This is a genomic window from Pseudomonas sp. GWSMS-1 (genome assembly GCF_049847425.1).
Classification (GTDB): Bacteria; Pseudomonadota; Gammaproteobacteria; order Pseudomonadales; family Pseudomonadaceae; genus Aquipseudomonas.
Genome location: NZ_JBMHHV010000005.1, coordinates 3,588,757 through 3,614,530 on the forward strand (window position 1 = coordinate 3,588,757; position 25,774 = coordinate 3,614,530).

Annotated in this window: 21 protein-coding genes; 4 read left to right on the forward strand and 17 right to left on the reverse strand. The window is 63.0% G+C overall.

Annotation, left to right across the window (positions count from 1 at the left end):
* Positions 1-2 precede the first annotated feature (2 nt).
* From ACEPAJ_RS20380 to ACEPAJ_RS20445, 14 genes are all read right to left on the reverse strand, one after another.
* Positions 3-1,985, reverse strand: a complete 1,983-nt coding sequence (locus ACEPAJ_RS20380) for a hypothetical protein (RefSeq protein ID WP_425917448.1) — start codon at positions 1,983-1,985, stop codon at positions 3-5.
* Positions 1,982-3,229 (reverse strand): type II secretion system F family protein, encoded by a 1,248-nt coding sequence (locus ACEPAJ_RS20385; protein WP_425917450.1) that lies wholly within the window; start codon positions 3,227-3,229, stop codon positions 1,982-1,984. The genes ACEPAJ_RS20380 and ACEPAJ_RS20385 overlap by 4 nt, the downstream gene beginning before the upstream one ends.
* A complete protein-coding gene (locus ACEPAJ_RS20390; RefSeq protein WP_425917452.1) occupies positions 3,226-4,914 on the reverse strand; it encodes a GspE/PulE family protein in 1,689 nt (562 codons plus the stop codon). The genes ACEPAJ_RS20385 and ACEPAJ_RS20390 overlap by 4 nt, the downstream gene beginning before the upstream one ends.
* A complete protein-coding gene (locus ACEPAJ_RS20395) occupies positions 4,901-6,307 on the reverse strand; it encodes an AAA family ATPase (protein WP_425917454.1) in 1,407 nt (468 codons plus the stop codon). The genes ACEPAJ_RS20390 and ACEPAJ_RS20395 overlap by 14 nt, the downstream gene beginning before the upstream one ends.
* Entirely contained in the window at positions 6,307-7,371 is a 1,065-nt protein-coding gene (locus ACEPAJ_RS20400; protein ID WP_425917456.1) for a tetratricopeptide repeat protein, read from the reverse strand. The genes ACEPAJ_RS20395 and ACEPAJ_RS20400 overlap by 1 nt, the downstream gene beginning before the upstream one ends.
* Positions 7,368-9,059 (reverse strand): pilus (MSHA type) biogenesis protein MshL, encoded by a 1,692-nt coding sequence (gene mshL / locus ACEPAJ_RS20405; protein ID WP_425917458.1) that lies wholly within the window; start codon positions 9,057-9,059, stop codon positions 7,368-7,370. Before mshL ends, ACEPAJ_RS20400 begins: the two co-directional genes overlap by 4 nt.
* A gap of 13 nt (positions 9,060-9,072) precedes the next feature.
* Positions 9,073-9,831 carry a prepilin-type N-terminal cleavage/methylation domain-containing protein gene (locus tag ACEPAJ_RS20410; protein ID WP_425917460.1) on the reverse strand — a complete coding sequence of 253 codons (759 nt, stop codon included), beginning with the start codon at positions 9,829-9,831 and terminating at the stop codon, positions 9,073-9,075.
* Complete coding sequence (locus ACEPAJ_RS20415) at positions 9,828-10,373, reverse strand: hypothetical protein (RefSeq protein WP_425917462.1); 546 nt, start codon at positions 10,371-10,373, stop codon at positions 9,828-9,830. Before ACEPAJ_RS20415 ends, ACEPAJ_RS20410 begins: the two co-directional genes overlap by 4 nt.
* A gap of 30 nt (positions 10,374-10,403) precedes the next feature.
* Positions 10,404-10,931: a hypothetical protein gene (locus ACEPAJ_RS20420; RefSeq protein WP_425917464.1), complete on the reverse strand. Its 528-nt coding sequence runs from the start codon at positions 10,929-10,931 to the stop codon at positions 10,404-10,406.
* Positions 10,928-12,190 (reverse strand): hypothetical protein, encoded by a 1,263-nt coding sequence (locus ACEPAJ_RS20425; RefSeq protein WP_425917466.1) that lies wholly within the window; start codon positions 12,188-12,190, stop codon positions 10,928-10,930. The genes ACEPAJ_RS20420 and ACEPAJ_RS20425 overlap by 4 nt, the downstream gene beginning before the upstream one ends.
* Positions 12,187-12,684 (reverse strand): hypothetical protein, encoded by a 498-nt coding sequence (locus ACEPAJ_RS20430; RefSeq protein WP_425917468.1) that lies wholly within the window; start codon positions 12,682-12,684, stop codon positions 12,187-12,189. Before ACEPAJ_RS20430 ends, ACEPAJ_RS20425 begins: the two co-directional genes overlap by 4 nt.
* Positions 12,681-13,541 carry a type II secretion system protein gene (locus ACEPAJ_RS20435; RefSeq protein ID WP_425917470.1) on the reverse strand — a complete coding sequence of 287 codons (861 nt, stop codon included), beginning with the start codon at positions 13,539-13,541 and terminating at the stop codon, positions 12,681-12,683. Before ACEPAJ_RS20435 ends, ACEPAJ_RS20430 begins: the two co-directional genes overlap by 4 nt.
* 11 nt (positions 13,542-13,552) lie before the next feature.
* The gene (locus tag ACEPAJ_RS20440) at positions 13,553-14,359 is read right to left on the reverse strand and encodes a type II secretion system protein (protein ID WP_425917472.1); all 807 of its coding nucleotides are present in this window, start codon (positions 14,357-14,359) and stop codon (positions 13,553-13,555) included.
* Positions 14,360-14,756: 397 nt separating this feature from the next.
* A complete protein-coding gene (locus tag ACEPAJ_RS20445) occupies positions 14,757-15,155 on the reverse strand; it encodes an RNA-binding S4 domain-containing protein (protein WP_425917474.1) in 399 nt (132 codons plus the stop codon).
* Positions 15,156-15,253: 98 nt separating this feature from the next.
* On the opposite strand from ACEPAJ_RS20445, the gene ACEPAJ_RS20450 reads away from it, so the two are divergent.
* Both ACEPAJ_RS20450 and rimK read left to right on the forward strand, forming a co-directional pair.
* The gene (locus ACEPAJ_RS20450) at positions 15,254-15,721 is read left to right on the forward strand and encodes an ATP-dependent zinc protease (RefSeq protein ID WP_425917476.1); all 468 of its coding nucleotides are present in this window, start codon (positions 15,254-15,256) and stop codon (positions 15,719-15,721) included.
* Entirely contained in the window at positions 15,718-16,623 is a 906-nt protein-coding gene (rimK, locus tag ACEPAJ_RS20455) for a 30S ribosomal protein S6--L-glutamate ligase (RefSeq protein WP_425917478.1), read from the forward strand. Before ACEPAJ_RS20450 ends, rimK begins: the two co-directional genes overlap by 4 nt.
* 121 nt (positions 16,624-16,744) lie before the next feature.
* Here the strand turns inward: rimK and ACEPAJ_RS20460 are convergent, their stop codons facing one another.
* The 3 genes from ACEPAJ_RS20460 to ompR form a co-directional block, all read right to left on the reverse strand.
* Positions 16,745-20,512, reverse strand: a complete 3,768-nt coding sequence (locus tag ACEPAJ_RS20460; protein ID WP_425917480.1) for an EAL domain-containing protein — start codon at positions 20,510-20,512, stop codon at positions 16,745-16,747.
* A 67-nt stretch (positions 20,513-20,579) separates the two neighbouring features.
* Complete coding sequence (locus ACEPAJ_RS20465) at positions 20,580-21,893, reverse strand: ATP-binding protein (RefSeq protein WP_425917482.1); 1,314 nt, start codon at positions 21,891-21,893, stop codon at positions 20,580-20,582.
* A 120-nt stretch (positions 21,894-22,013) separates the two neighbouring features.
* On the reverse strand, positions 22,014-22,748 hold the full coding sequence (ompR, locus tag ACEPAJ_RS20470; RefSeq protein WP_425917485.1) for a two-component system response regulator OmpR: 735 nt from the start codon (positions 22,746-22,748) through the stop codon (positions 22,014-22,016).
* Positions 22,749-22,973: 225 nt separating this feature from the next.
* On the opposite strand from ompR, the gene ACEPAJ_RS20475 reads away from it, so the two are divergent.
* Together ACEPAJ_RS20475 and ACEPAJ_RS20480 are read left to right on the forward strand one after the other, a co-directional pair.
* Complete coding sequence (locus ACEPAJ_RS20475; protein ID WP_425917487.1) at positions 22,974-25,301, forward strand: Tex family protein; 2,328 nt, start codon at positions 22,974-22,976, stop codon at positions 25,299-25,301.
* The gene (locus tag ACEPAJ_RS20480) at positions 25,298-25,684 is read left to right on the forward strand and encodes a PaaI family thioesterase (protein WP_425917489.1); all 387 of its coding nucleotides are present in this window, start codon (positions 25,298-25,300) and stop codon (positions 25,682-25,684) included. The genes ACEPAJ_RS20475 and ACEPAJ_RS20480 overlap by 4 nt, the downstream gene beginning before the upstream one ends.
* The last annotated feature ends 90 nt before the right edge of the window (positions 25,685-25,774 follow it).

Consider the following 25,774-nt stretch of genomic DNA (forward strand, 5'->3'; position numbering starts at 1 on the left):
CGTCACCCCCTTGGCGTCCATCGCCCGGAGGATGTCCACCGCGCCCCCCAGACCTCCACCAGCGAACCTCCCGCGTCGGGCACGGTGCCGGCGATGATCCCCTCCATCTGCGCCTTGGCCGCCAGCAGGCCGTCGTCCGGATCGTTGATCAACTTGTTCAGCGCCCGAGTCTCCTCCTGGGCCTGCTGCAGCGCGTACAGATTGACCTGCACCTTGTCGGCCCGGCTCCCGTAGGCGCTCAGGTTGAAAGCAAACCACAAGCTGGGGTTCTTGTTGTAGGCCTCGCTCAACGCCGCCGACTCGACCGCGTCCGCCGTGTTCTTCGCGCTCAGCGCCGCGTTGACCGCGCTGGTGGCGCTGGTCACCTTGGGCGTCAGCTCAGTGAGCTGCTCTTGCAGGATGGCAATCTGCCGGTCCAACGACTTCTGTTTGTCTGGATTGCTTTCGCCGGCGCGTTTAGTCACCAGATCCTCACGGTTGTTGGTCAACATCGTGCTCTGATCGTTCAGGCTGCTGAGCTCGTTCTCCGCCTTGGCCAGCGTGGCATCGCGCAGCACCCGGAAGTCGACCGCCTGGGTGTAGGCCAGCAAGGCCGCGCGGCCGGCCGCGCGGGCATCGGCGTCGCTATGCAAGGCATCGACATTGGCATAGGCATCCGTGGTCCAATTGTTACGATCATTGACGCTGGTTTTGTACTTGTTGAGCGCCGCGGCCTCCTTGTTCTGCGCCGTGGCCAGGTCGGCCCGGGCCTTGGCCAGGGAGGCGTTGATCTCGTCCAGAGCGCTCTGATACAGGTTCTTGCCCTCGGTGATCTGGTCGATCTCGGCCTGCACATCGGGGTCGACGATGGCCCCCAGCTTGCGCGCGACATTGACCACCTTAGCGAAGGCCACGGTGACGGCCACGGTGGCGGCCACGTTGAGGCCGATGGTCACCCCTTGCAACACCACCGCCGCAGTGGCAAACCCCACCGCGGCCGCCGCCCGGGGAATGTCGGCGCAGCCGATCAGGATCGCGCACAGGGCGATGGCCGCCGCCAGCTGCGCACTGGCGATGGTCAGGCTGGTGATGGCCTTGGTCATGCCGATGCCGGCGATTACCACGTCGACGATGCTCTTGGCCAACTGCAGGCCGGTAGTGATGCTGGCCATGGTCGCGTTGCCCTTGAGTTCTTCCAGATCGCTGTTGACCTCGACGATCACGTCGGCGGCCAGGGCCATGGCGCGCAGGGCGCCAAGGTTACCGGGACAATTGAGAGCACCTGCCAGGCTGGAGAAGGTGCGCAAGCGCACCGCATCGTCATAGTTGGCGTCCGCTCCCCGGTAGGGTGCGCTTAACAGCGGATCGGCGGTAACAGCGTTGTCGCCATCAAATAACTCACCACTGCCGCTACGATCGACATCACCGCCCAGGGCCAGGCCATAAGCGACGTTACGCCGCACCCCGGCGGTGGTATTGAAATGCGCCGCGTTCTGCGCTGCTGTAGCGGCAGAGGCAACCATGGCCCCATCCAGCACGCTGCAGAAGTCGAAGGCGTTGGCCGCGGTGAAGGGATACACCTCGGAATGATCCCAGTTGCCCGGGTTGAAATTGTTGGTCAGCAGCGCCAGGTCATTGCCACTGCGGTAAACGATATAACGCAGACGCGGCATACCAGGCTGAGCACCCTCGCTCGTCAAACCTAGGGTATGTACGGGCAACCAGCCCTTGTTGCTCAGGTTGGCACAGTCTTCATAACCGTCGCCATCCACATCTACACACGGCAGGCGCTGCTGCACTTCGGCAAAGCCGGCCACCTGGCGGTCTGCCAGGGCGAGGAAGGCCGCCTGCTGCTCGGCATGCTCGCGGGTCTGCTCGGCCAGCAGCCAGGTGTAGCCGGCCATCAGTAGGCCGCCCAGTAGTAGCACCAGCAGCATGCTCTCCAGCAGGCCGAAACCGGCCATGCGCGCCGTTATCCTGGCGCGCCGGTTTTGCCTACCACTCATATCGCCACCGCCTGTTTGACCAGGTCGTAGACCGGCAGAAACAGTGCCACCACCAGCAGCATGAACAACGCGCCAGCCAGCAGGATCACCGCCGGTTTGATCACCTCCGCCAGGGAGGTAATAAGGTGATCAAGCCGGCCGCGATACTCACCGGCCAGGTGCGCCAACTGCTTGTCCAAGGTACCGGTCTCTTCGCCGACAGCGATCATGCGTACCGCCATGGGCGGGAAGCCGCCGACCTGGCGCATAGCCGTGCCGATACGCTCGCCACGAGCCACTGCAGTGCGCAAAGCGGCCAAGCGCTCACGAAAATATTCGTCGCCGGTGGAGCGTTCTAGAATTTCCAAACTGCGCACCGTATCCAGCCCCGCACGGATCAGCAGCGCTAGGTGTTCGGTGAGGCGCGCCATACCGGACGAGTGCATCAGTACCCGGGCGATTGGTAACTTGTGCAGCAGCAGGTGCAGGTGGCGACGGGCCCAGCGGCTACGACTGACTGTCAGCCAACCGCCGACCAGCAGCAGGCTCAGCAACAGCAGAGTCAGGCCCAGGTGTTCGGTCAGCCAGTCGGCCGCCGCCAGCACGCCGAGGGTGATGGCCGGCAGTTTGACGTTCATCTGGGCGAACAGTTGGGTCATGCTGGGGATCACATAAAACACCCAGAACGCCGCCGCCGCAAAGATCGCCGACAGCACGAAGCTGGGATAGATCATGGCCGCGCGTGCGTCCTGATTCATCTTGTGCACACGCTCCAGGTGCAAGGCCCCCTCAAGAAACATGCGGTGCAGCTCACCGCTCTCCTCGCCCAGCAGCACCAAGTTGCGGATAGTCTCAGGGAACAGGTCAGAGTGACGCTCGAACGCTTCGCTGACCGAGGCCCCCGTATTGAGGTCCTCCAGCACCGCGCGGGCGATCGCGCCGATACGCAGCTGCTCGCCCAGCTCGGCTTCTTCGGCCAGGGTCTGTAGGGCATCGAACATCGGCACGCCACTGCCCAGCATCACCGACATGTCACGCAGAAAGGCACTGACATCCTGTTGGGTGACGCGATTACGCTGCAGCTGCGCGCTCAGCCACTGCAGCGGCGCGGCCCAGCTCGGCAGCCGGTGCAGACTTAGCACCACGGCGTCATGGCGGCGCTCCAGCCACAACTTGGCGGAGAAGTCTTTGCCCACACTCAGGCTGACAAAGCCACGACTTACCCGTCCATCGTCACCCAGCAGGCGATAGAAGTAGGTACTCACGCCTGCACCTCCCCGCCTAAGGTGCGAATTACCTCGTCCATGGTGGTCTGGCCCTGAGCTACCCGCCACCGCGCCAGCTGGGCAATGTCGGTGAAACTGTTAGCGGCCACTCGCTCCAGCAACTTATTGCGTCCTTCGCCCTCAGTAATACCCTCGGCCACCGCCGCCGACACCAGCAATACCTCGTAGACCGGCAGACGGCCGTAGAAACCGGTCCCAGCACAACGCGGGCAACCCTGGCCGCGGCGGCCATGGCTCGGCGCGTCAGCAGCCAACCAACGCCGCTCAGCGGCACTGAACGCCACCGCAGTGCTACAGAACGGGCAGTTTTGCCGCAGCAGGCGCTGGTTGATCACTGCCAGCAGGTTATCGGCGATGGTCTGACGATCCAGACCCAGCACATTAAGGCGCGGCACTGCACCGAACACGTTGCTCACGTGCAGGGTGGACAGCACTAGGTGGCCGGTGGATGCCGAGTCGACTGCCGCGCGGGCGGTTTCCTCGTCACGAATTTCGCCGATCAGCAACACATCTGGGTCGTGACGCAGAAAGTGCCGCAGGGCGTTACCGAAATCGTAACCGGCACGACGATTGACCTCGGTCTGGCCGGCGGTGGGCACCCGGTACTCCACCGGGTCCTCGACGGTCAGTACGTTACGCTCGATCAGCGACTGCATGCGCAGCGCCGAATGCAGGCTGGTGCTCTTACCCGAGCCGGTGGGGCCGGTAATCAGCACCATACCGGCCGGCCGGGCAAACAGTTGCTCAAGCACCACCACATCTTTTTCCAGAAACCCCAACTCGACCAGTCCGCCGAATTCGCTGCGTTCGGGCAGCAAGCGCAACACCATGCGCTCGCCGTGGATGCTGACCAGGGTTGAGACGCGCAAGGTAAACGCCTGGTCCAGCACCCGAGTGTAAAAACTGCCGTCCTGGGGTAGACGCTGCTCGGAAATGTTCATCTCGGCTTCCAGCTTGATAAACACCAGTAAGCGCGCCAGTTGTGGTGGCAGGCCGAACATCGGACGCAGTACGCCGTCGATGCGGAACAGCACGTGCAGGCTGTCACTGGCCGGAGCGATGTGAATGTCGGTGGCGCGCTCGCGCACCGCCAGGTGCAGCAAGTACTCCAGCAGTTGCTGCGGGCCATAGGCGTGGTCGCTGTCACCGGACAGGCGGCGTACTTCACGCTCGATCAGCGACTCCACGGGGTGGCTAGCGAAGTAGTAGGTTTGCCGGATCAGTTGGGCGACCTTGGTAAATTCGCCCTGCACGAAACTGCAGCGCCAGCCGGTGCGCTGGAACACCAGTTCGGCCACCCGCTCGATTGAGCCGTCGCCCAGCAATACGTGCAGTTCGCCATCGGCCCGACTCAGTGGCAGGAAGCCGTGCATCAGGCACAGCTCACGGTTGAACAGCTCCAGCAGCGCCAGCTCGGGTGTCGGGCACTTGTCCACCGCGACGAAACCAATGTCCATTTGCTCGGCCAACAGCAGCGCCAGGTTGAGCTCGGAGGTCAAACCGTGGCGCAACAAAATCTGGCCTAACTTGCCCGACTCGACCCGCTGCTTCTGCACTGCGTATTCGAGCTGTACCGCCGTCAACTGACCGCGCTCACACAGCGCCTCGCCTAGCCGGACAGGGCTCTCTGCGCTGTCGACCACTACCAGTTCAACCTTCGCCATGCTGTTGCTCCTCACTGCGCTCAGACGCGACCGAGGCGACAAACGCCGGTAGCAGGCTAAGCGTTAAATCATCGGGAATACCGCTGGGGCTCAACCCCATCCGGGTCTGGAATTCGCTCAGGGCAGTGCGCGTCAAGGGCCCCCAGCGACCATCCAGTTCGCCGTGATAAAGGGCCAGGCTGCTGAGCAGAGTTTGTAGGTGTAGCGCCTCGGGGTTGGCCTGCGGGCTGCTGATCCACTCGCCACGCAAGCTCGGGCGCCACAGCACCAGGGCCGGCTCCTGAGCATCCAGCAGGCAGGCACCGCCAGCCAACACAGCGGCCAGCTGCGCTTGGGGGACACGCAGACTGCGCAGCGCCGGCGCGGGCTCACTCACGGCCAGCTGCGTCTGACAGCGCGCCCAAGCCGAGCCCACCGAAAGGTCCAGTTGGTCCGGAGCCTGGGCCGGTTCAGCGAAGGCGACCGCCTGGGTGACCTGGGTCGCCGCGACTAACTGCGACCAGCCCAGCAGCCCGCTGCCGCTCAGCAGCACGCCCGCGAGCAGCACCAATGCCACCAGGTGCAGGCGCCGCGACGGCGCGCGGCGAAAGCCAGCCTCCGCCGTAGCCTTGCCGACCAGAGCGGCATCGATCAGGCTGTCGTTGCGCAGCAGCACGCCATACAGGCAGCGATCCATAATCAGATGGATGCGCCGCGGGTTGCCGCCGCTGCAAGCACGCAGCTCGCGCAGCCCGGCGGCCGTCAAACGCACGCCGGCCGCGTCACCGCCCAGGCGAAAGTCCACATAACGCCCCAGTTCCTCGGCGCTCAACGGTCCCAGTTGCAAGTGCTTGACGATGCGACTGGCCAATTGGCGGATCTGCGGGCGCGCTAGGCTGTCTTGCAGTTCCGGCTGACCGGCAAGGACGATTTGCAACAGCTTGTGCTGCCCCGTCTCCAGGTTGGTCAGCAGCCGCACCAGCTCCAGACTCTCCAGGCTGAGATTCTGCGCATCGTCAATCAGCAATACACAGGTGCTGCCCGCTTGATGGCGCTCCAGCAAAAACTGGTTGAGGGTCTCCAGGCTCTCGGCGAAGTCCGCGCCCGGCACCAGGCCGAAATCACGGTTGATCGCATTGAGTAAGTCGAGCCCCTGCAGAAAGGTGTTAAGCACCAGCGCCACGCTCGCACCTTGGCCCTGCAAAGCCTCAATCAGGTGGCGCAGAAAGGTGCTCTTGCCCAGACCCACTTCGCCACTGAGCAACACGAAACCCTTGCGCGCCAGCAGGCAGTGCAGCGCCTCGGCAAATTCCTGTTCTAGGTGCGCCGTATAGAAGTAACGGCCAGCGTCTGGGGTTGGCGGGAATGGATGCCGCGTCAAACCCAAATGCTGCAAATGGCGTTCGGCGTCCATCAGCGCCCCCCTTCACGGGTGCGGATATAGCGTTCGACCCGCAGTTGCTCCGGGTGGCTGTCGGGCAGTCGCGCCAGAGTGTGGCGAGCCTGCCCGAAGTGCCCAATATCGGCCTGCAGTAGCGCCAGGTTGATACTGGCACCGGCGTCACCTGGACGCCGCGCCAAGATCTGTTCGTAGAGGCCAGCCGCTTCCTCGGCACGCGCACTGGTACTCAACCACCAGGCGCGCATGCGCAAGCGGGTCAGGCTCTGGGCCGGCAACAAGGCCTCCAGCGCCAGCAACTGGGGCTCGGCGGCTGTAGGGTCCTGGGCCTGCATCGCGGCAGTAAAACGGGCAACGGCCTGTTCCACCGCGCGCTCGGCCTCCACTGTGGTGCTGGCCGGCTCGCGGCGCGCCTGCACCTGGATGCCATCACGCGCGGCCTGCAGGCGCTGCTCGCGACTGATCGCGGGCGGCGCGCTCGGTATTGACGCAGTGGCGAGCACCTGCGGCAGGCCTAGGCTCGGTGCGTCAGCCGACAGAGGGCTGACACTCTCAGGCGGTGGGTCCGACGGCAGGTGGTCGAGGGCTACGGTGACTGGCTGGCTGACCGCTGCCAGTTGGGTCACCGTGCTCGGTGGGTTAGCTGATGCTGGCTGCACGACTGCTGGCAGCGGCCGTGCCGCGAGCGGCGTCACTTCTGGCTCATTTGTAGGGGTCGCCAGCTCAGGCTGCAGCGCTACCTTTACAGCGACCGAGTCAACAGCTACTGGCACCGCTGTTGCCAACGCGGCTGCCGGATTGACCGCCGTGTGCTCGGCTATCGGCTCAACGATCACCGGCGCTAACACCGCTCGCTCAGGCACTGTCGGCTCGCCCTCGCTCACCGCCAGGACCGCGTCCACCTCTACGCCAACGCGAGGCCAAAGCAGGCTGGTGCCGACTCCAACACACAGCGCCAGTGCCAAATACCGGCCATAAGCCGGGCGCACGCGCGCCGGCAGCGGGGCCGGTGCGGCCGCTACGTCAGGGGTCTGCTCTTGGCGATCAAGCTCCTTGAGCGCAGCGTAGATCAGGCTCACAACACGGTGGCCCGCAGCACGACAACCAACTCGCGGCTGCCCTTGCTGTCATTCTGCTGGTCAAACAGCAGGCCCAGGCCAGGGATGTCGGAGAGGAAGGGGATACCACCATTGTTGTTGCTCACACGCTGGTCGATCAGACCACCGATCAACACCGTGTCGCCATCAGCGAGGTTGAGGGTGGTGGTCATGCCCTTGTAATTGATCACCGGCAGGGTCACCCGATTGCCGTTGCCGACATCAGTCAGCGCCAGACTGGCGGGCTCAACATCCGTCTGCATTGGGTGAATCAGTAGCTCGACGCGACCGTCCTTGTCGATGCGCGGAATCACGCCGAATACCACACCGGCAAACAGCGAATCGGTCTGCACGTCGGAGCTGGTGGTCGATGCCCCACCACCCGGGTTCGTCAGAGTCGAGGAGATTTTCGACACATAGCGCACGCTGGTACCAACGCTGAGCATGGCCGGCGCGCCGTTACGCACCCGCACGCTCGGGTTGGACAGCACATTGAGGTCGCCAAACGAACGCAGAGCCGTCAGCGCAACGCTGAAGCTGTCATCGAAATAACCCAGGCCGGCCGAGTTTCCGGTCGCCGAGCCGAGCAATTGCTGGGGAATGGTCAATACCCGCGACAGGGCATTGTCACCCGGCAGGGTGCCGGTGGCTGGCCCCAACTCTAGCGGGCTGGTACCGACGGTGCCGGCTACCTGGCTGCGCAACAGCTTCCAGTCCACCCCGTATTCGAAGCCGTCGTTGAGACTAACGTCGATGATCTGCGCCTCAATCTGGACCTGACGGGTCATCACCGCACGGCTGTAGCGGATCATCTCCTCCACGGCGCGCACCTGAGACGGCCGGCCGCGCACAAACAGGCCGCCGGTGACCCGGTTCAGACTGAAGGCAGTTTTCGCCTCGCCCTCCCCGCTCTGCGCCGATCCGCGCTGGCCCTTCTCCTGGCCGAGGATGCTTTCCACGGATTTTTCGAGAAATTCGTAAGGGTCGTTTTCCTTGCCGCTGCCACCACTGAGGCTGAAGTTGCCCTGCAACTGATTACCACCGCCGCTGCCTTCGGTGTTACTGCCTTCAGAGCCGAACACGTTGCCGCCGGTGCTGATGTCTACCGCCATGTGCGCGTTGACGAAGTCGACGTTGAAGATCTGCTCATCCATCAGCCCCACCACCAAAGTGGTGCCGGTGACTTTGCCGCTCAGGTCGAAGGCGCGCAGGATGTTGTCGAACACCTCGCGAGCGGTAACGTTTTTCAGTGACAAGTTGGCGCGTTTGTTCAGCTGCAACACCTCAGGCTCGACAATCAGGTTCATCCCCAACTGATCGGCCAGCGCCCAGAGAAACATGCCAACATCGGCGTCGCTCATGTTGATGTTGATGAGTTTGTCTTCCAACGGGTCATAGGCGGGGGCCACCAAGCTCGGGGGCTTAGCCGGTGCAGGTCGGTTGAGGTTGCGGTTGAGGCGATCCTGGTTGGCGGTCAGCAGCTGGGAACTGTTTTCCAGGTGCTCACTCAAGGCTGTCAGTGCCTCGCCAGTCTCCGGTTGCAGGTGCTTGACACTAGGCGGCGTAGTGCCGCAGCCGGCGAGGATCGCCAGGCCCAGCAGACCAAGGGCAAAACCGCTGCAGCGGCGGGTGCGGGAAGGGAAAACAACGGCTGAAGTCTGACTGCTCATAAACAATTCCGAATCAATGGTTGTAAGGGGCTAGCCAGCCCATCAGGGAGTGCAGGCTCTGCGCTAGCACCACATCGTCGTAGCCCAAGTCGCTCGCGCGCCCCGGTGAAATCACACACGTCTGCCCCGCCAACAGGTCAGCATGCGGCCCCTCAAAGCCCTGCCCGCTCGCGTTGCGGTCACTGGCCGGCAGCACCAGGACGAAGGCTGGATTACTCAGATGTCGCCCTGCGCAGTCCTGCGCACCAGCTTCGGCATCGTTGCCGGTGAGAAAAGGGGCGGCCTGCGTGACCGGCTGCGCCGCCGCCAACACCAAGCCCAGCATCAGGTCACCTAGGCTGTGGTAGCGGGGTGAAGTGGGGGCATCGCCAGAGCGCTCAACGTTCTGCGCCAGGTCCACAGCGGCACTGCGGTACACCCCCAGCAAGCCGCGCTGAGCCGGCACTGGCAGGCTCAGCCCTAGACTCAGATAGGGCACCCGGCCCAGAACCAGGCCGGCCGGGCAGTTGCCATTGGCATCACCTTCGCGCCCGTCACCGGAGCTGTCCGGGCACGGCAGGCGGCGCTGACGCAGGCTAAAAGTCAGCACCGCCTGCTGCAGCTGTGCACCGGCGGCACGGGCTTGCTGGTGGGCCTGGTCGTTGGCGGCAGTGCCATAAGCATTACTGACCAACACACCAAGTAGCCCTACCACCACCAAGCACAGGCTTAGCTCCAGCAGGCTAAAGCCTTGCTGCTGCCTTGAAGCCTGGGGCAGACGGCAACGACTCATGGCTCCTCGGCAGCGGGCGCAGGCTCGGCCATAAAGTCCATGCGCAACTGGCCCTGCAACGCCTGCAACTGCTTGAGATAACCCTGCATGACCTGCAGATCGCCGCCGTTTGGCTTGAGGCTCTCGGCCTCAATCTGCTTAGCCAACGCCTGTAGTTGTTCGGCCTTGGCCAGGTTGGCGCGGAGCACGTCAATCTTGACCCCTCCGACCACGCTGCTGCCATTCTCACGCTGCATCGCATCAAGCATTGCGTCCAGTTGCGCAATGTTTTGCGGTCGATCCGGACTCGGCGTTACGGTCGATGTCGCGGGCGGCACAACGCCAGGGGCGCCGGAGATTGGTGCTCCGGCCCAAGGTGGACTGGCCTCGCTCTGCGGCGAGCTGGTTAGCACCGGCGTCTCAGCCAAACTCGCTGGCGCGCTGGGCAGCGACGGTGAGGCCGCAGGTACATGCAGCGGCGTGACCGGCCACAGACACCAAGCAATGGCGGCGCTCAGCGCAAGACCCGCGACGAAGGTCAGAGGCAGAGTGAGATTACGCATAGCAACTCCAGAAAACAGACAAACAGAGCATCAGGAACCGGCCGGACTGACGTGGCCGATCGCGTTGGCTTGTACATCGACCTTGAGCACGCGGCGCATGCCGCCCTCAGTGATCACCACCGCTTCGCGCTGGATCTCCAACACCCGAGCGTTGCCCGGCAAAACCGAGCCCGGTTGCACATAAAGGCCATCAATCACTGCGCGCCTGAAGCCCGCTGCGACATACACCAGGGATACGTTGCGCTTCGGCAACACCGCTCGCAGTGGCACTGCGCCTTGAGTCTGCGCTGCCGATGTGGCCAAGGAAGCTGAGCCTGCACCGGGCGCCAGGGCGAGCAGCGCACCGGCGCTCGGCGCCTGACTGAGCGGCCCGACCAACGCGCGCAGCTGACTCAGGCCAGCCTGCAGTTGAGCCAGTTCAATGGCCCCTGCAGTAGCATCTGATGGCTCGTTGTAGGGTAAGAGCAGACGCGGCTGAGCGTATTGACCCAACCACACCAGGCCTGTAGCGAGCGCCATGACCCACAGGGCGATAGACAGGCTAGCGGCATGCTTCATGGGCGCGCTCCGATAGGATTAAGTTGGTAACTAAAGAAACCGGCCGGCTGACTGTTGTCTGCAGAGTCGATGGCGGTCACTGCGTAGCCAGCTCGGCGCAGGCCCTGCAAGAAGCCACTGAGCTGGCGGTCGCCGTGCGGTGCCACACCTTCAACTCGCAGGTACACACCCGCCGGTTCAAGACCACTGCGCAAACGCAGGATGCGCACATCGGCCGCCGCCTGACGGATCAGTTGCAACTCGCCATGGGGGTCCGCTAGGGCTTGCACCTCGTGCAGCCGCGCGACCAACTGACGCACCGGTTCCACCTCGGCCACAGGAACCTGCTCAGCGTTCAACTGGGTGGCGCTAGCCAACAACTGCTGCGCCCGCACCTGGTAGTCCTGCGCCTGCCGATCGGCCTCGGCGGCCTGAGCCCACCAGTAACCACCAAGTAGCACCAACAGCAGGGACAAGCCGGCGCTTACCGCCGCCAGCGCCGGTAAGGCTTGTTGCGCCACGAAAGCCAGACGTGCCGGTAGCGGATTAACCGCATCGCGCACCGAGACCTTGCCCAATAGTTGGCTCAGATGCTGCGTGGCTCCTGGCTGAACCGGCTCGACCAACACACCTGAGCCGCAACGGGCGACAAACTGGCTGGTCAGTTGCTCCAGCTCATCAGCGGCCTGCTCCTGCAACGCGCACCAACCGAGGCTCAGCACTTTGTTGTTACTACCACGCTGCTCGGCAACCCGCAGGGCTAAAGTGTTGACTGCATCAAGGCGGTCTTGCTGTCGGTCGCTGAACACCACCGTGGTGGCATACAGCAGGCGATTCTGGACACGGGCACTAAAAATCAAACGCCGTCTGCTGTGCAGCACCACACCCTGGCCATTGGCCAATTTGCGCCACAGCAGCGAGGCCAGCGGTACGATCAAGCAAGACTCGGACTGCTGCCGCGACCAGTTGAGCAAACGCTGCCATTGTTCAATCGGCACCGCGGTGTAAAGCGCCTGAAAGCCCTCGCCAATTGCCACTTGTTGATGGATCAGGACCTTGCATTCACCATCCACTTGACCCTCGCGCCGCAAGCGCCGCTCGATCACAGCCTCCGCAAACGCCGGCTTCTCGTCGAGGGCCATGACATCGCTGCTGGCACCATGGAAATCACTGATCACCAGAGTTGCCGCACTGAGTTCCGGATAGGCCGGCAGCGGCGTCAGCCGGCCGCCCTCAAAGGCAAACCAACCGTCTTCGACATGCAATACCACGGCCGTCATGGGGCCACCTCCGTACGCAACAACGCCAGGCCGCGCAGGGTCATGCGCAGCGGTGCCGCCTGCTCGCCGGGCACAGTGAACAGCCCCTCATCGGGGCGAGTGACTGATAGTTCGAATTCCTCGGCACCGAACACCCGGCCCGAATGACGAGCACTGGTCAGTAACAAGGCCTCGGCCGCTTCACGCGGCAACAACGCCTGCCGCAGGTTGGTACGGCGCTCGGCCCAGGCAGCCGGCTGTACGCCGAGCCGCGCGGCTTCAGCCAACAACTGCACACCGACCTGAGCCGCCTGGACCTGCATTTGGACCTGCTGCAGGTGCTGCTGAGCCTGTTGCTGCTGCACTTGGGCCTGTAACCCGGCCTGCTGGGCGGCGTTCAGCCGGGCCTGGGCGTAGCCGGCAAAGGACAGCGCGGCCAGCAGAGCCAGGCCGGCACCACCGAACAGCAGCAGATGGCGGTGCTGGCGAGTCGACGCGAGCTGTCGAGCGGTCATTGGTCCATTACCCAATGCGCAGTCAGCAGGATCACCCGGTCTTCGTCACGGTTTTGCCCGGTACCCTGGCCTCCAGCGGTGCCGACACCCGGTGCCTGGCCGAGGGCGAAAGTATTGTTCGCCGCCCATTCGTGGCCCGGCCGCTGACTGCTCAGCTCAGCGCTGTTATTGCCACTGTTCTGCGCACGGAAACGTCCTTCCAGAGCGTCGGCCTTGCCGTCCACCATCTGGTCGAGAAAGCGTGCCAGATCCGGGGTCAGACCGCGGATCACCATGACGTTGCCGGCACCGCTGATGGTGCCCGGCGGGTTCAGCTGGAAGCACACCTGCAACTCGGTGGCGTTGCCGTTGGTGTCGTTGTAGACATAGCGGTCTTCCTTGCCCTCACCGCGACCGGCCGGCATACGGATGCCGATGCGCTGCATCAGCTCGCGCAGGTTCTGCACCGCCAGGTTGCTGTCGCCGGCGCCCACGCTGTTGGCCGTGTAGCCCTGACCGTTGCAGATGCGCAGCCCGGTGTTGCTGTAGTTCTCTGGAATCCCGGCCAGGGTGCCATTGAGGTTGCCGCTGGAGGCCAGGGCACCGCCGATCGAGGTCTCGTTGCCGTTGACCATATAGGTCGGTGCCACCTGACTATCGCCCAGCACCACGCCGGCGCGCTGGTAGTAGTGGTCGTAGGCTTTCTTCCACTCGAAGGCGTACTTATTCGCCGCCTTCTGGTACTCGGCGTTGCGCTGCACGTCTTTGCCGACCATCACGGCCCCCAGAATCAGGCCGATGATTACCAGCACCACCGCCATCTCGACCAGGGTGAAGCCGCCCTGGCGGTGCGCCGCCAGGCGATTGGAACTATTCATGGGAGTGATCCTTACTGATTCATCTTGTAGTGAGCGATTACGGTGATCACCTGATCTTCGTCCAACCCAGCACCAACACCGGTGCCGCCGGGGCTGGTTGCACCCTGAGCAAAGGTGTTGTTGGCCGCCCACTCGACGCCCGGAGCATTGGCCGTACCGTTGACCACGGTGGACTGCCGGAACAGCCCCTCCTGAGCATCCGGCTTACCGTCAACCATCTGATCCAACGAACGCGCCAGATCTGGCGTTAGGCCGCTGATAACCATGACGTTGCCGGAGCCCGAGGGCGAACCTGGTGCATTCCACTGAAAGCACACCTGGATTTCCTGCGGGTTGCCGTTGCTGTCCAGATACACGTAGCGATCTTCCATGCCCTCGCCACGGCCCGGCGGCATACGGATACCGGCGCGCTGCATGATGCCGCGCAAGTCGAACTCGGCCCCGACCTGCATCGCCGTGACACCAGCTGGCGCGCTGCCGCGACAGATTGGCGCGGGACCGGTAATGCCGGTCATATTGCCGCCGGACAGCGGCTGGTTGACCGCCACCGTGTAGCTGGCGCCATTGACCATCAGCCGTGGTGCGGTCTGGTTGTCGCCCAACGGAGCACCTGTGCGCTGGTGAAAGGCGTTGTAGCCTACCGCCCACTGGTCGACGAATTTCTGCTTAACCTTGGTGTACTCGGCGTTGCGTTGCACATCCTTGCCAATCATCACGGCTCCCAGAATCAGGCCAATGATGACCAGTACCACGGCCATTTCGACCAGGGTAAAACCTGCCTGCCGGCGGCTACTCGAAAACTGTTTGAGATCCTTCATACGGAACTACCTTTGCAGCGAATGTGGAGTCATGGAAGAGAACCGCCGACGTCGCTCTACCAGCTTCAACATGCCCACCTTGCAGCGCGGGACAGAGGTGCGGCGTATCAGCGCAATCTGTGAACCCGGTCAATCTTTCCATGGCGGCCAAATGCTGGCCCCGTCGATTTAGATAGGTAGAGGGAATTTATTTCGGATGCGTGGGTCTCCGCTGGCAGCGGTAACAGATAGCTGCCCGCAGGAATGCAGGAGGTAGCAAGGCTTAGAACCTGTTTACAGGCTCACGGTTAGAGCCATGCAAGGCGCGACGTAAGTAACAGCCGCTCAGCACGCCAACATGGACATTGGCGGAGGAGGCAGCAGCAGATACAGGCCTGGACCGGCAAACGTGGCGCGATTATTCGCCCTGATTACCGCGAAACTGATGCAGCTGGCGACGCTGTTTCTTGCTGGGCCGGCCATCCGTTTGCACGCCCAGGGCTCCGGCTTTGCGCTGCGCGGCTGCCTGTTCACGGCGTTCGATGCTCTCGGCGGTTTCCGCGTAGAGCAATTGCGCTTCAGGCGCACCCCGGCGCACCCCAGACAAGGCCAGTACCGTCACTGTGCGTTCGTCAAAGCCGTTGCGAATCAGGTATTCGTCACCGACTCGCGGCTCCTTACTCGGCTTGCAGCGCTCGCCCCGGCAATGCACCTTGCCGCCTTCAATGGCCGCCTTGGCCAGCGCCCGGGTCTTGTAAAAGCGCGCCGCCCACAGCCACTTATCCAGGCGTACCTTGTCGTCGTCTTTACTGTTCATCGCCTGTTCAACCCGCCAACTGATTAACGGACATTTTGCCTGATGCAGTTGTCTCACGGGCCAACTAGAATGCCCGCAAATCAGAGAAGCCCGCTATTTTGAATGCCTTCGACCAACTCGGCGTCATCGGCCTGCGTGAATGGATCAACCTGCCAGGACTGGGGATGATCGGCCTGCGCGCCAAGATCGACACCGGGGCCAGCACGTCCTGCCTGCACGCCAGCGATATCCAGCCGTTCGACCGCGATGGCCAGCCCTGGGTGCGCTTTACCGCGCACCTCGGCACCCTGGTGCAACGTCGCCACAGCTGCGAAGCACAGGTGGTCTCAGTGAAGACCATCAAAAGCTCCAACGGCCACAGCCAGTCACGCTATGTGATCCGCACTCAGCTGACCCTGGGCCAGCGTGAATGGCCGGTCGAATTCACCCTGACCTGCCGTAAAACCATGCGCTACCGCGTATTGCTTGGTTCCAAAGCGCTGATCACCGGCCAGTGGCTGGTCAATCCGGCGCTGACCTACGTACAAAACAAACCTACCCTTGCTGACTCCCTTGGTGCCCCATGAAGATCGCTGTGCTGTCGCGCAACCCGCGCTTGTATTCCACCCGCCGCCTGGTTGAAGCCGGAGAGTTACGCGGCCATGAGATGGTGGTGATCGACACACTGCGCGCCTACATGAACATCGCCAGCCACAAGCCGCAAATCCATTACCGCGGTAAACCGCTGGAAGGTTTCGATGCGGTGATCCCGCGCATCGGCGCATCGGTAACTTTCTATGGCTGCGCGGTGTTGCGCCAGTTTGAAATGATGGGGGTATTTCCCCTCAACGAATCGGTGGCCATCGCCCGCTCGCGCGACAAGCTGCGTTCACTGCAACTGCTGTCACGCCGCGGCATCGGCCTGCCGGTCACCGGTTTTGCCCACTCCCCGGACGATATCGAGGACCTGATCCAGATGGTCAACGGTGCACCGCTGGTGATCAAGGTACTGGAAGGCACTCAAGGCATCGGCGTGGTGCTATGTGAAACCGCCACCGCTGCCGAGTCGGTGATTGAGGCCTTTATGGGCCTCAAGCAGGACATCATGGTGCAGGAGTACATCAAGGAAGCCGGCGGTGCGGACATTCGCTGCTTCGTGGTCGGTGACAAGGTGATCGCGGCAATGAAGCGCCAGGCCAAGCCCGGCGAATTCCGCTCCAACCTGCACCGCGGCGGTAGTGCCAGCCTGATCAAGATCACCCCGGAAGAGCGCATGACCGCGATCCGGGCGGCCAAGGTCATGGGTTTGAGTGTTGCCGGCGTGGATATCCTGCGCTCCAACCACGGCCCACTGGTGATGGAGGTCAACTCTTCACCAGGCCTGGAAGGCATCGAGACCACCACTGGTAAAGATGTCGCCGGGATCATCATCCAGTACATCGAGAAGAACGGCGGTCCGCACCTGACCCGCACCAAAGGCAAGGGCTGAAACACAAGCGCCGGTTTCATCCCAATGAGCGCCGGCCCAGAACTGGCCGGGCCTGGGTGTCGATAACCACTGGCCACGCTCAGGATGCCGATGTGCAGACTCAAGCACTCCGCCGGCGCCGCTAACCGCGCTGCTGCATCCAGGCCAGAAACTCCGCCTCGCGCAGCGGCGGGCTGAAGTGATAGCCCTGCCCCAACGAACAGCCATGCTCGCGCAGGCAATCAAATTGCGCCTGACTTTCGATGCCTTCGGCAATGCATTCCAGGCCCAGGTTGCGGGCGATCACGAGGATAGTCTGCACCAGCATCAGGCCGCTGCCATCTGCACCGTCAATATCCCAGGTAAAACTGCGGTCGATTTTCAGGCGGTCCAGTGGCAAGCGCTTGAGGTAGGTCAGCGAGGAGTAGCCGGTGCCAAAGTCATCGATGGCAAAGCGCACCCCGAGCGCCTTGAGCGCCTGCATATTGCTGATGCACTGCTCGACATCCTCCAGCAACACGCCCTCAGTGATCTCCAGCTCCAACGCCGTGGCCGGCACCTGATGCCGCTGTAGACACTCACTGATACGCGCCACGCAGCTGCGCTGACGCAGCTCGCGCGGGCTGAGGTTGACCGCCAACACCAGTTGCGGCCGCTGCGGTAACCAACGTGCGAGCGCCGCGCAGGCCTGCTCCAGTACCCAACTACCTAGCTCCTCGATCAACCCGGTTTCTTCCGCCAGCGGGATAAAATCGCCAGGCATGATCTCGCCACGCTCCGGGTGTACCCAGCGCAGCAGCACTTCCGCACCCGTAATACGTTCGGTGGCCAGGGTCAGCTGGGGCTGAAACACCAGGTACAGCTGGTCACGCTGCACCGCCTGGCGCAGCTCGCTCTGCAATTGCAAACGCTGGTCGATGGCCACCTGCATCTCCGGCGCAAAAAAGTGCAAGGCATTGCGCCCACCCTGTTTGGCCCGGTACATGGCGGTATCCGCCTGCTTCAGCACATCGGCGGCCAGCGGGCTGCCAAACGGATGCAAGGCGATGCCGATACTGGCGCTGATCGACAACTCATGACCATCAACCCAACAGCTGCCAACCAGACTTTTCAGCAGTTTTTCCGCCGTGCTCGCCGCCGCCTCGGCGGCCAGTTGCGGGTTACTGTCGAGCCCTTCCAGCAGCACCACAAATTCGTCACCGCCCATCCGCGCCAGGGTGTCTTCAGCACGCAAGCCGCTGCCCAGCCGCGTAGTGACCTCACGCAACAAAGCATCGCCGACTAAGTGACCAAGGCTGTCGTTGACTGTTTTGAAGTGATCGAGGTCGATAAACAGCAGCGCGCCGAGGGTGTCCTCGCGCTGCTCACGATTCATCGCGTGCTGCAGGCGGTCAAGCAACAAGCGGCGGTTGGGCAGGCCGGTCAGTTCGTCACTGAAGGCCAGCCGTTCGATCTCGCGCTGATAGCGCTGACGCTCGGAAATATCGGTAACGCTGCCGCGAATCAGCACCGGCTCACCGGGCATGCGTACCAACCGCACCTCACAGGGGATCTGCCGCCCCTTGCTATCACGGTGCAGCCACTCGAATACCGGAGTCTCGCCGTTCATCGCGCGTTGCAGATAGAGCGGTCCCACCTCGGAGGTCAACTGACCGTCAGCCTGTTTATTCGGGCTCAGGTCAAATACTTGCTTGCTGGCAATCTCCTCGCGGCTATAGCGCAGCAGACGCAGGGCGTTGTCGTTGCACTCGACCAGCGTGCCGCGCAGGTCAAACAGCAGAATGGCCTCGGGGGCATTTTCGACAATGGTGCGATAGCGCGCCTCAGCCTGCAGACGCTCACTGATGTCCTCGACCAAGAGCAGGAACATGCGTATCCGCCCATTGTTGTGGCGCACCGCGCGCAGGCTGACCCGCGTGTACACCAGACTGTCATCGGCGCGGCGAAAGCGCTTTTCCAGCTCGAAACCTTCACGGCTGCCGCTGAGCACCTGATCAAGCAGGGCCTGCTCGACGGGCAGGTCGTCCTCCAACGACAGCTCTTGCCAGCTACACGCCAACAGTTGCTCCCGGCTGCGCCCAAGAATGCTGCAGAGTTTGTGGTTGACCTCTTCCCAGGCGAAGGCCGGACTGGTCATCGCCATGCCAATTAACGGGGCCTCGAAGAACAGGCGCAGGTGCTCGTCGCGCTCACGCAGCTGCTGCTCGGTATATCGGCGCGCAGTGACATCTTGCACCGCCCCATACACCCGCACCAGCTGAGTGCCGTCGCGCTCGGTAATGCCGCGGATGCGTATCCAGCGCGTCTTGCCCTTGGCGGTAAGCAGGCGCACCTCGATGTCGAATTGCTCCTCACCATCAAGCAGCTGCTGCAACACCTGCTCGACCAATAACCGGCCACTGGCATCCAGGTAACTTAGGGCGCCGCTTAAATCAGGCGCACCGCTTTTCGGGTCCAGCTCGTAGATCCGAAAGCAGCCGGCGCTCCAGTCCATATCCTGTTGCGGCATATTCAACACCCAGCCACCCAGGCTGGCGATGTGCTCGGTTTGGCTAAACAGGTAGCTCTGTTTGAGCAGTTCATTACTCTGCGAGCGCACCTGGGTGGCCAGTTGCTCGCGGGCAGTCACATCAGTCTGCAAGGCAACGAAGTGGCTGATGCCCTGCTCATCCCGCATGGGCGCGAGGGTGATCTGATTCCAGAACTGCTGGCCGTTTTTGCGGTAATTGCGCAGCACCACATCACAGCCCACGCCCTCGCGCATTGCCTGTTGCAGACGGTTGAGTCCCACTTGCTGCTGGTCATCGCGCAGCAGGAAGTTCCAACTGTTGCCCAGGGTTTCCTCGCGGCTGTAGCCGCTAATCGAGGCGAAGGCCGAGTTACCGTAAATCAGCGGCAACTCAGGCTGGCGGGCATCGGCAATGACCACACCCAGCGGGCTGGCCTCCAGAGCCAAGTTGGCCAGCGCCAGCTGCTGCTGCATCTGCGCGCTACGCGCCAGTGCCTGACGCAAGTCACTGAGGCTACGCCCCACCAACAGCGTGGCGAGCATAAATAGCAGCACGCTGACGTGCAGCTCCATGCGCTGCAGATCAAGCCAGACCCCGGCCCCTTCCAAGCCACGCAGCAACGGCAGGATCAACACCAACACCATGCAGAGCAGTGCACCGCAGATGCCGCCGGCAAAGCCCCAAACCAGTGCCAGAGCCAGCATCATCGCGCCAACCAACGGCAGGTTCAGGGTCAGTGGCAGCAACCCGAGTAACCAGGGCAAGCCGCCTAACAGCATGAGCAACAATGGCCAGGGCGGTAACCGCCGCAACACCTCGGGCACCTGCTGGTAGCCGCTGAGGGCTGGCGCAGCCAACCAACCGCGACGACGCAGCCACGGGGTCAGATAAACCAGCAACGGGATAGTGATGGCCAAAGCGGTCAGGCTGTCGGCCAGCCACAGGGTCGCGCTGCCCGCTGGCACATCCTGCAAGGGGGCGTGGCCGAGTAACCAGAGGTTGCCTTGCACCCCAAGCGCCATGGGGATGATGGGCAGCAGCACGCCAAGCAGCACAAAACGCAGCAAATGGCTGAGGTCGGGCAAGGCCGGGTCAAACGGGCGCTGGCGCAACAGCAGCCAGGCCAGCGCTACACCGAAGGTTTCCGGCAAGGCATACAAGGGTGCCCACTGCCACTCCAACCCCCACAGTGGAACAGACAACATCGCATTGAGGTACACCGCCAACAGCACGCGCGGGCCCCACCACAGGGTACAGACCAGCGCCAAGGCAAACGGCGGGTACCAGAGCGCCGCCCCAGCGGCGAACTGAGTCGCCAAGGAAAGCCAAGTGGTCAGATGGAGCAATGGCAGCGGCAGCAACCAAGTCCATAAAGGGAGGCGGTGCGGAACTACAGGCATGCTGACCTCATGTCATGGCGCTGATAAAGCATAGTTCAACGCAGTGATGCCAGTATGCCAGTGCTCGCTAAGCCGCGTCGCGCGGCAACAGCAGCCCCAGTGGCAAACATACCCTGGCCTCTAGGCCACCGCCCGAGCGGTTACGCAACTCAATACTGCCGCCATGCAACGCGGCGATACGCTTGACGATGGCCAGCCCCAGCCCAGCCCCCTGACCGCCACGGGCGCGATCGCCGCGCATGAACGGGTTGAAGACGCTGCTCAGTTCCGCCGTGTCGATGCCCGCACCGCGGTCCAGCACACTGAGCACTACATAAGGCGCGCTGTGATCGCCCGACAGGGAAACTGCCACCTCAACCGCACTGCCGCCATAGCGCAGGGCGTTTTCGATCAGGTTGACCAGCAATCGTTTAAGCGACACCCGCCGCAGGGGAAACGCCGGCACCGGCTCCAGGCACAAGCGCACCACCTCCTGCTTCTGGTTGTAGGGCGCGACTACTTCACGCACCAGCTCAAGCAGATCGAGTTGCTCCAGTGGCTCGTCGCGACCATCACGAATAAAGGCCAGGAACTGATCGAGGATCGCATCCATGTCCTCAATGTCGCGCACCATGTCTTCAGTCAGCTCCGAATCGGTGTGCAAAAACTCCATGGATAGACGCAGACGAGTCAGCGGCGTGCGCAAATCGTGCGACACCCCGGCGAGCATCAACTCGCGTTCGCGAGCGGCCTGCTCAACATCCTCGGCCATCTGGTTAAAGGCGCGGTACACCTCAGCCATCTCGCTCGGCGTATCACTGACCGGCAAGCGCACGCTACGGCCCTTACCGATTTGCCGGGCGGCGAACACCAGGCGCTTCAGTGGCGCGCTGAGCTGGCGCACGAAAATCCACGCGGCGGCCGTCGACAACAAACCGATGGCCAGGAACCAGCCGAGCACACTCCAAATCCGCTGCCCACGCAACGGGTGCGGGTACAACGGCACCCGCAGCCAGTCATCGCCCAGCGCTGGCGCATGCACCCACAGCGCCGGCGGGCTCTTGGCGCTGACATGCACCTCCGTGTCCGGGCCCAATTCGGTCTGCATCTGCCGCTGAAAAATCTCACTGTAGGGCCAATGCTGCTCGTTGGGGGGCACTGCTGCCTTGGGTACCCGTTTGAGTCCGGCAGCGGCGGCAATGGTTTCGCGGTCCTCGGGGTCCGCCGCCCAATAGGCGCGCAGGGTCAGCGCCGCGCCATGGCTGTACTGGCGGTCGACCAGCACGTCCTCGTTCATCATCAGATAAACCAAGGTCAGCGCCTTGGAAAACAGCACCACGATCAGCACCAGCCAGAGGGTGCGAGCGAAGAAACTTTGCGGGAACCACAACGGGATATTCATTCGGAGGGGCACAACACCTGTAAGAGGCGCGCGCGGCAGAAGCACCAAGCGCTGGCTGGGTCGTTCAGCACGACCCACAAAGGACTCAGGCGGATGCAAACAGCGTCATCCACCCGCAGGCTATTTGTTGCCGTCCGGGACGAACACATAACCCACACCCCAGACCGTCTGGATATAGCGCGGCTTGGACGGGTCCGGCTCGATCAGCCGGCGCAAGCGCGATATCTGCACATCGATGGAACGCTCCAACGCATCCCACTCGCGGCCACGGGCCAGGTTCATCAGCTTGTCGCGGGTCAGCGGCTCACGCGCATGCTGCACCAGCGCCTTGAGCACGGCGAACTCGCCGGTGGTGAGCATATGCACCTCATCACCCTTCTTCAGCTCGCGGGTGGCCAGGGACAATTCGTACTCGCCGAAGCTCACACTTTCGTCCTCACTGCCCGGCGCACCTGGCACTACCGGGGCCTGCCGACGCAGCACCGCCTTGATCCGCGCCAACAACTCGCGCGGGTTAAACGGCTTGGCCAGGTAATCATCGGCACCCAGCTCCAGCCCGAGAATCCGGCTGGATTCATCACCCTTGGCGGTGAGCATGATGATCGGCACCTGATTGTTCGCTTCGCGCAGGCGTTTGCAGGCGGACAAACCGTCTTCGCCGGGCAGCATCAAGTCCAGCACCACCAGCTGGAACAACTCGCGAGCCAGCAGACGGTCCATCTGTTCAACGTTTTCCACGGTGCGCACGCGGTAGCCTTGCTCGTCGAGAAAACGCTCAAGCAGGCGGCGCAGGCCGGGATCATCGTCGACGATGAGGATTTTTTCGCCTTCAGCGGGAAGTGCAGTGCTGCTCATTCAGGGCTCCTTGGCCAGGCACCCACCGGGCTCGGGCGAGCGCGGGCAGTGCAATTACCAGCATTATGGCTCAGCTGTCGAATCCGACGTGCAGCCCATTGTTAGCAGATTTTTCCCCGAGTGGTTCCCGGCGCGCTGCTGGGCAGTGTTTATAATGCGCGTCTTTCGTGTCTGGCCCGTGGTCTGCGTGGCTGGTTTTTCGTTTCAGTGTGGGTAGCTTTTCATATGCTCAGCATCAACAACCGCATCGCCGAAGAACTGGGCATACGCCCGCAACAAGTCGCCGCCGCTGTGGCGCTGCTCGATGAAGGCTCAACCGTGCCGTTTATCGCCCGTTACCGCAAAGAGGTGACCGGTAGCCTGGATGACACGCAGTTGCGTAACTTGGAAGAGCGCCTGCGCTACCTGCGCGAACTCGACGAACGCCGCGTCAGCATCCTCGCCAGCATTGAGGAGCAGGGCAAACTAACGCCTGAGCTGAGCCGTGAGATCAACCTGGCCGAAACAAAGACCCGCCTGGAAGACCTGTACCTGCCGTTTAAACAGAAGCGCCGCACCAAGGGCCAGATCGCCCTGGAAGCCGGCCTCGGCGAACTGGCCGATGCACTGTTCAACGACCCAACACTGACCCCGGAAAGCCAAGCCGAGCGTTTTATCGATGCGGAAAAAGGCTTTGCCGACATCAAGGCCGTGCTCGAAGGCGCCAAGTACATCCTCATGGAGCGCTTCGCCGAGGATGCCAACCTGCTGGCCAGCCTGCGCAGCTACCTCAAGGACAACGCCATCCTCAGCGCCCGCGTAGTCGCCGGCAAAGAGAACGAAGGCGCCAAATTCCGCGATTACTTCGAGCACGACGAGAAGCTCAAGGGCGCGCCCTCACACCGTGCCCTGGCGATCTTCCGTGGCCGTAACGAAGGCATCCTCAGTGCCAGCCTGAAAGTCGGCGATGAGCTGCCTGGCGCCATGCACCCGTGCGAAGGCATGATCGGCGAGCGCTTCGGCATCAGCGCCCGTGGCCGCGCCGCTGATAAATGGCTGGGCGAAGTGGTGCGCTGGACCTGGAAGGTCAAGCTCTACACCCACCTGGAAACCGACCTGTTCGGCGAGCTGCGCGAAGGCGCCGAGGACGAGGCGATCAACGTCTTCGCCCGCAACCTGCACGACCTGCTGTTGGCAGCGCCGGCCGGCCCACGCGCCACCCTGGCGCTGGACCCGGGCCTGCGCACCGGCTGCAAGGTGGCCGTGGTCGATGCCACCGGCAAAGTGCTGGAAACCTCCACGGTGTACCCGCACGCGCCACGCAATGACTGGGACGGCACATTGGCGATCCTCGCCAAGCTGTGCGCCAAACACGCGGTCGACCTGATCTCCATCGGCAACGGCACTGCCAGCCGCGAGACCGACAAGCTGGCTGCTGACTTGATCAAGAAGCTGCCGGGCCTGAATCTGACCAAGGTCATGGTCTCCGAGGCCGGCGCCTCGGTGTACTCGGCGTCCGAGTTGGCCGCCAAAGAGTTTCCGGACATGGACGTGTCGCTGCGCGGCGCCGTATCCATCGCACGCCGCCTGCAAGACCCGCTGGCCGAGCTGGTGAAAATCGACCCGAAATCCATCGGTGTCGGCCAATACCAGCACGACGTGTCGCAGCTCAAGCTGGCGCGCTCGCTGGATGCGGTGGTCGAGGACTGCGTAAACGCCGTCGGCGTGGATGTGAACACCGCCTCCGCCGCGCTGCTGGCGCGCATCTCCGGCCTTAACACTACGCTGGCGCAGAATATTGTCGCCTTCCGCGATGCCAACGGCGCGTTCAACAGCCGCGCCGAGCTGCTCAAAGTGCCGCGCCTGGGTGATAAAACCTTTGAACAGGCTGCTGGCTTTCTGCGTGTAATGAACGGCAGCAACCCGCTGGACGCATCCGCCGTGCACCCGGAAACCTACCCGCTGGTACAACGCATCGCCGCCGACACCGGCCGCGATATTCGCTCGCTGATCGGCGATTCGGGCTTCCTCAAACGCCTCGACCCCAAGCAGTTCACCGACGACAAATTCGGCCTGGTGACCATCGGCGACATCCTCAGCGAGCTGGAAAAACCCGGCCGCGACCCACGCCCGGAGTTCAAGACCGCCGAGTTTCAGGAAGGTGTAGAAACCCTCAACGACCTGCAACTGGGGATGATGCTCGAAGGCGTGGTGACCAACGTCACCAACTTCGGCGCCTTCGTCGACATCGGCGTGCACCAGGACGGCCTGGTGCACATCTCGGCGCTGTCGGAGAAGTTCATCAAAGACCCGCATGAGGCGGTCAAGGCCGGCGATGTGGTCAAGGTCAAGGTCATGGAAGTGGACATCCCGCGTAACCGTATCGCCCTGTCGATGCGCATGGGCGACACCCCAGGCGAAAAAGTCGAAGGGCCGCGTGGCGGGCAATCCCGTGGCGGCAAGCCAGCCGGCAATGCACCGCGTAGCGAGCGTCATTCCAGCCAGGACAAACCCGCACCCGCCAGCGGCGGTATGGCCGCCCTGTTCGCCAATGCCAAGCAGTTGAAGAAATGAACGAAACCACCTCGACCGGCGCCAGCAGCGCCTTCTCCCGCCTGCTCGGCCTGGATATTCTCCAGGTCGGTGGCGGCGAAGCGCGCGTGCGCCTGGCCCTCACCAATGACCTGCGTAACCTGCACGGCAAATTGCATGGCGGCGCACTGTTCTCGCTGATTGATACCGCGATGGGCCAGGCCAGCCATAGCCTGGGCGACGGCGGCCCCAGCAGTGTCACGCTGGAGTGCAAGATCAACTACATCCGCCCGGTGGCTGATGGCAGCGTGCTGTGCCATGCCAAAGTGCTGCACGCCGGGCGCCGCACCCAGGTGGTCGAAGCCGAGGTATGGCAGGAAGACAAGCTGATCGCCAAGGCGCAAGGCACCTTCGCCTGTATCTGAGCCGTGGCCGGGGCGAGTACGCCCCGGCTAATCGATCCTGAACACTGCGGGAGAACGCCGCCCACTTGAAGAGTGCGCAACTGCACCCCA

Coding starts and splice junctions, on each gene's coding strand:
- ACEPAJ_RS20380 (WP_425917448.1), bottom strand. CDS start 1,985: ATGAGTGGTAGGCAAAACCGGCGCGCCAGGATAACGGCGCGCATGGCC.
- ACEPAJ_RS20390 (WP_425917452.1), bottom strand. CDS start 4,914: ATGGCGAAGGTTGAACTGGTAGTGGTCGACAGCGCAGAGAGCCCTGTC.
- ACEPAJ_RS20395 (WP_425917454.1), bottom strand. CDS start 6,307: ATGGACGCCGAACGCCATTTGCAGCATTTGGGTTTGACGCGGCATCCA.
- mshL (WP_425917458.1), bottom strand. CDS start 9,059: ATGAGCAGTCAGACTTCAGCCGTTGTTTTCCCTTCCCGCACCCGCCGC.
- ACEPAJ_RS20410 (WP_425917460.1), bottom strand. CDS start 9,831: ATGAGTCGTTGCCGTCTGCCCCAGGCTTCAAGGCAGCAGCAAGGCTTT.
- ACEPAJ_RS20415 (WP_425917462.1), bottom strand. CDS start 10,373: ATGCGTAATCTCACTCTGCCTCTGACCTTCGTCGCGGGTCTTGCGCTG.
- ACEPAJ_RS20420 (WP_425917464.1), bottom strand. CDS start 10,931: ATGAAGCATGCCGCTAGCCTGTCTATCGCCCTGTGGGTCATGGCGCTC.
- ACEPAJ_RS20425 (WP_425917466.1), bottom strand. CDS start 12,190: ATGACGGCCGTGGTATTGCATGTCGAAGACGGTTGGTTTGCCTTTGAG.
- ACEPAJ_RS20430 (WP_425917468.1), bottom strand. CDS start 12,684: ATGACCGCTCGACAGCTCGCGTCGACTCGCCAGCACCGCCATCTGCTG.
- ACEPAJ_RS20435 (WP_425917470.1), bottom strand. CDS start 13,541: ATGAATAGTTCCAATCGCCTGGCGGCGCACCGCCAGGGCGGCTTCACC.
- ACEPAJ_RS20440 (WP_425917472.1), bottom strand. CDS start 14,359: ATGAAGGATCTCAAACAGTTTTCGAGTAGCCGCCGGCAGGCAGGTTTT.
- ACEPAJ_RS20445 (WP_425917474.1), bottom strand. CDS start 15,155: ATGAACAGTAAAGACGACGACAAGGTACGCCTGGATAAGTGGCTGTGG.
- rimK (WP_425917478.1), top strand. CDS start 15,718: ATGAAGATCGCTGTGCTGTCGCGCAACCCGCGCTTGTATTCCACCCGC.
- ACEPAJ_RS20460 (WP_425917480.1), bottom strand. CDS start 20,512: ATGCCTGTAGTTCCGCACCGCCTCCCTTTATGGACTTGGTTGCTGCCG.
- ACEPAJ_RS20465 (WP_425917482.1), bottom strand. CDS start 21,893: ATGAATATCCCGTTGTGGTTCCCGCAAAGTTTCTTCGCTCGCACCCTC.
- ompR (WP_425917485.1), bottom strand. CDS start 22,748: ATGAGCAGCACTGCACTTCCCGCTGAAGGCGAAAAAATCCTCATCGTC.
- ACEPAJ_RS20475 (WP_425917487.1), top strand. CDS start 22,974: ATGCTCAGCATCAACAACCGCATCGCCGAAGAACTGGGCATACGCCCG.
- ACEPAJ_RS20480 (WP_425917489.1), top strand. CDS start 25,298: ATGAACGAAACCACCTCGACCGGCGCCAGCAGCGCCTTCTCCCGCCTG.